5 protein-coding genes are annotated in these 4,657 nt (G+C 24.5%); 3 read left to right on the forward strand and 2 right to left on the reverse strand.

The annotated features are described in order from the left end of the window. From ACERKK_RS11130 to ACERKK_RS11140, 3 genes are all read left to right on the forward strand, one after another. Nucleotides 1-991: glycosyltransferase family 4 protein (locus tag ACERKK_RS11130; protein WP_373773148.1), on the forward strand; the 991-nt coding region annotated here is incomplete at its 5' end. A gap of 174 nt (nt 992-1,165) precedes the next feature. After that, nucleotides 1,166-1,981 (forward strand): Fic family protein, encoded by an 816-nt coding sequence (locus ACERKK_RS11135; protein WP_373773153.1) that lies wholly within the window; start codon nt 1,166-1,168, stop codon nt 1,979-1,981. 378 nt (nt 1,982-2,359) lie between these two features. After that, nucleotides 2,360-3,559: a tyrosine-type recombinase/integrase gene (locus tag ACERKK_RS11140; protein WP_373773149.1), complete on the forward strand. Its 1,200-nt coding sequence runs from the start codon at nt 2,360-2,362 to the stop codon at nt 3,557-3,559. 60 nt (nt 3,560-3,619) lie between these two features. On the opposite strand, the gene ACERKK_RS11145 is transcribed toward ACERKK_RS11140, so the two are convergent. Further along, nucleotides 3,620-4,051: a hypothetical protein gene (locus tag ACERKK_RS11145; RefSeq protein WP_373773150.1), complete on the reverse strand. Its 432-nt coding sequence runs from the start codon at nt 4,049-4,051 to the stop codon at nt 3,620-3,622. 151 nt (nt 4,052-4,202) lie between these two features. After that, on the reverse strand, nt 4,203-4,427 hold the full coding sequence (locus ACERKK_RS11150) for a hypothetical protein (protein WP_373773151.1): 225 nt from the start codon (nt 4,425-4,427) through the stop codon (nt 4,203-4,205). Between the last annotated feature and the right edge of the window lie 230 nt (nt 4,428-4,657).

The raw sequence follows: 4,657 nt of genomic DNA on the forward strand, positions 1-4,657 counted from the left end.
TTTAGTAGGTGGAAATCTTTTTTCTTGGTCAATGTTGTATTATCTATTTTTTCAAAAAAACATAGATTTGATTCACTTACATACTGCAAAAAGAATGGGTTCTATTGCTAGATTTATTTGTAAACTTAGAAATATTCCTTATATTATTACTATTCATGGTGGAGTTTATGATGTTTGTGCTGATGAAACAAAAAATAGAATGAAACCAACAAAAAATAGTTTTGAATGGGGAAAAGTTTTAGGTTTTTTATTTGGTTCACGAAAAGTTTATGATGATGCAAATAGTATTATTACATTAAATAAAAATGAGTATGAAAGTATCAAACAAAACTACCCAAATAAAGATATTTATTTATTACCAAATAGTATAAATGTAAGTGATTTTAGAATTCAAAAAGATAGTACATTTAGAAAAAGACATAATATAGAAGAAGATAAATTTGTTTTTTTAATCTCTGCAAGAATTGATAGACAAAAAAATCAATTATTAGTTTTAAAAGCTTTAAAAGAGTTGGTACTAACTCATACAAATATCCACCTTCTAATAGTAGGAAATATAACAGATAGTTCGTATTTTAATGAATTAAATGATTATATAAAAAATCAAGAACTTCAAAATAATGTGACTATTATCACAGACTTAAAACCAAACTCAAAAGAGCTAATAAATGCCTACATAAACTCAAACTCATTTATCCTACCATCAAGACATGAACCTTTTGGAATTGTAGGTTTAGAAGCATGGGCAAGTTCACTACCACTAATAATCAGCAATGTATCAGGAATGTGCAATATCATAGAAGATAAACAAAATGGCTTAGTATTTACAGATAATGATAAAGAGTCATTACTATCAAAAATGAATGAAATAATTTCAAATAAAGACCTAAGAAACAAACTAATCTCAAATGCAAATAATGAAGTAGAAAAATATGACCACAGTATTGTAAATCATACACTTTTTGAGATATATAAAAATGTGATGGTGTGATTAAATATTTTATTCGTACCATTTATGGTATGAATATATTGATTAATCGTATCATATGAAGGTGAAATACTAAATCGTGATAGTGTAAAAGCTTCTATTTTAAAGAAGTTTGGAAATAAAGATATTGATTATAATAAATTAGATGAGGCAACTGATAATCTTGTAGAAATTCTTATAGATGCGAATACAAATTATAATCAAGATTTAACACTTGAAAAGCTATTTGGATGGCATAATGCCCTTTTTCCAAAAGGTTTTAGTGGTTTTCATAAAATAAACACAGCAACTTTTAGAGGTGATGAAGTTATGCAAATAGTTGGTGGATATGATGGAAATGAAAAAGTTTATTATGAAGCACCACCAAGAGATATTCTTGAAAATGAAATGAAGAATTTTCTAAATTGGTTTAATTCAACACCAGAGGGTTTAATAAAAGTTTGTATTGCTCATCTTTGGTTTGTAATAATACATCCATTTGATGATGGGAATGGAAGAATTACAAGAGCAATTACTGATTTAGTTTTATCAAAAATAGAAAATTCAAAAATCTCAAGACTTTACTCTATGTCAAGTGCCATAAATAATGATAGAAAATCTTACTCTAAAGTCTTAGAACAAACAACAGGATATATCAGAAAAGAAGATAATCATCTTGATATTACCATATGGTGTGAATGGTTTTTATCTACACTTTATACAGCACTCCTTGATACAAGAAAAAAACTAGGTTTTATAGTACAAAAAACTAAGTTTTGGGATAAACATAAAAATAGTAATTTAAATGCAAGACAGATAAAAGTGCTAAATTTTATTTTAGATATAGGTATTGCTGATTTTAAAGGAAACTTGAGTAAGAAAAAATATCTAAGCATAGCTGATACAACTTCTACAACTACATCAAGAGATATAGCTGAACTTGTGGAAATAGGGTGTATTAAAGAAAGTGAAGGAACAGCAGCTAGAAATGTAAGTTATGAGATTGTTTTATAAATTTGCCTGATTTTCACGTCACTTGCAAATAATAAAAACCTTTTTCTTAAAGGACATAATGTCCTAATAGCAAGATATTTGACAAATAACGGAACACTTTGTCCTTTTATCTTGTTATAAAGAGATAAAAGGACATCTTATATTTAAGAATAATAGTATAAAAATTAAGTTTTTTTTTAATATATTACAATTTGTAATTTTTTCACTTAAATAATTATCCCAATATTTGGGGATATTTTAATAAATTTAATAAAAACTTTTAGAATTCATTAAAAAAGTTGGTTAAAAAGTGGAAACATTGCTACTCGTAAGTTAAACTTGTTTTGTACTAAAAACAAATTTTGGTTCCAAATTGGACCAGAACACAAGGTACAACATATGTCAAAAAAAGAATTTATCAGAAGAATCCCTGAAGAATACCAAAGTAAGTTAGGTTTACAAAGACTAAAAGTTAGTCTTATAAAATGTAAAAATAAAACACAAGTAGAAAAAGCAAAAATGCTACTATATTTTCAAAGTGAAAAAATATTTGAAAACATTAATGAGTATGATAAACTCAAAGCAAAATCATATTTAAAAAACTCACTCTATGAATATTTGTTAAATAGTGATATAAATGTAAAATCACTTACTACTAAAGTAGAAGAAACTATTCATAAAATCACAATTATTGATATTTTTAATAAAGAGATTGACAAAAGAGAAATTGATTTTAAAGTTAAGATGAAAGCATTAGAAAAAAGAGGTGTTGATATAAGTATTAAAAAAGATAAAACTTATGATTCATATATTACTATCAAAAACCATTTATTAACTTTTAAATGTATTTTAGAAAAAGACTATAAAGATATTAACAATGATGATATTGAGGAGTTTAAATATTTTTTACTGGAAAAAAATGTAGGGCTTTCAAGTATTGCTAGCTACTTTAAACATTTGAAAGCAATATTTAATAGACTTATTAAAGCTCAAAAAATTACATTTAATCCAATCATTGTTCCTAGTGTAGAAAGTTTGTCTGAAGATAAAAAAATGTTTGCATATAGTGATATTACTACCATCCTTGATAATTTAGGTAGAGAAGATTCTCTGTTGTTTAAAACACTACTTTATACAGGGATGAGACTAGATGAACTTTCTTCAATTAAAAAGAAAAACATTAGAAATGATGCCTTTTATTTCTTTGATAGTAAAAATAAATTTAGAAAAATTGTTCCTATCCATGAAAATATTTTGGATGAAATGAATAAAATATTTTCAAAGATAAATGATGATGACTATATTTTTAAAAATAATATTAAGGGAAAAAATAGAGTTGACGATATAAGAAATCCTTTTAACGATTTATTTAAGAAGTTGGATATTAATAGAACTCTACATAAAACAAGAGCAACTTTTATAACTTATCTAAACTTTTATAATGATAATTTCAATTCAAAAGATATAACAACTTTAACTCATTCTTTACAAGGTATGGATGATAAAAAATATGTTGTTGCAAAAAATATTGATAAACTTAGATTAATTGTGAACAGTATTGATTTAACAAAAATTAAAGAGATTGAAAAATATATTTAAAATTAACTTTCTTGGTTAAAATAGAATTGTATTAGTCAATTACAATTCTATTTTATACCTTTAATTATTACTAATTCTTAAATTTGTTAACTTCTCTCTAAATACAGAAGATTTAATATTAAAATATTTTTTATGAATAATATGATGACCATCATGTATATATTCAAGTAGTCCAGATAAATTGTATATACTTGTAATTGTAGTATCATATTTGATAAAATTAAATTCACTATTGGAAAATAGAATTAAATGTAGATGTTTTTTTCTGGGATGAGGATTAGATGGTTTTTTGTATTTTCTTTTAGTAGTACAATGCCAAGCATAAATAAAAAAACTATTTGTATTTAGATGTTCATAAAGTGCATCTATATAGTTGTCAATAGAAACGATATTTGGGAATGTTACTACTACATGATATTTATATTTAAATCCGTTCTCTTTAGAAAAAAGATAGCTTTCATCTTCAGTTGTAAAGTATTCATTATAAATCATTATTTGCCTTTTATAAATAAATGTAAAAGATCTGATTTTATAAACATAGTTGGTTAAAATATAACACTATAAAAGCTTCGCAAACTTTTCAACCAGATCATTGAGATATTTTTTCGATGGTCCATGAACCTAATGATTAATATCATTAAATTCATCTCAACCATCCACAACCATTGGGATTAAAATCATACTTATCTGTATAATCCATTTTCCCAGACATCTCTAATAAGTATAACTCTTCATCTGATAGTTCATTCTTTGAGTTTTCCTTTTTAACATATTTTTGTGCCTTATCAAGATTATAAAAAACTTGACATATCTGATATTCTTCATCAATTGCAAATATTTGATATTCACTTAATATTAATCTATACATGTATTTCCTTTTTGTTTGTTTGAAGTTTGATTCTTCATATAATTATTTTAATAAGTGAGATTTTTTTATTTTTGTTTTTCTGATATTTTTTGAGAAGTTTGAAAATTCATCAATATCTATTATGGGTGTTTTTATTTATATTATTACTAGTGAACTTTTCAAGTTCAGTTTTTAATCTATCATTTTCAATATTCACTAAATCAAACTTATTTTTATAAAAGTTTTTTTCT

Origin of the sequence: Poseidonibacter sp. (assembly GCF_041821165.1) — a bacterium.
GTDB lineage: Bacteria > Campylobacterota > Campylobacteria > Campylobacterales > Arcobacteraceae > Poseidonibacter.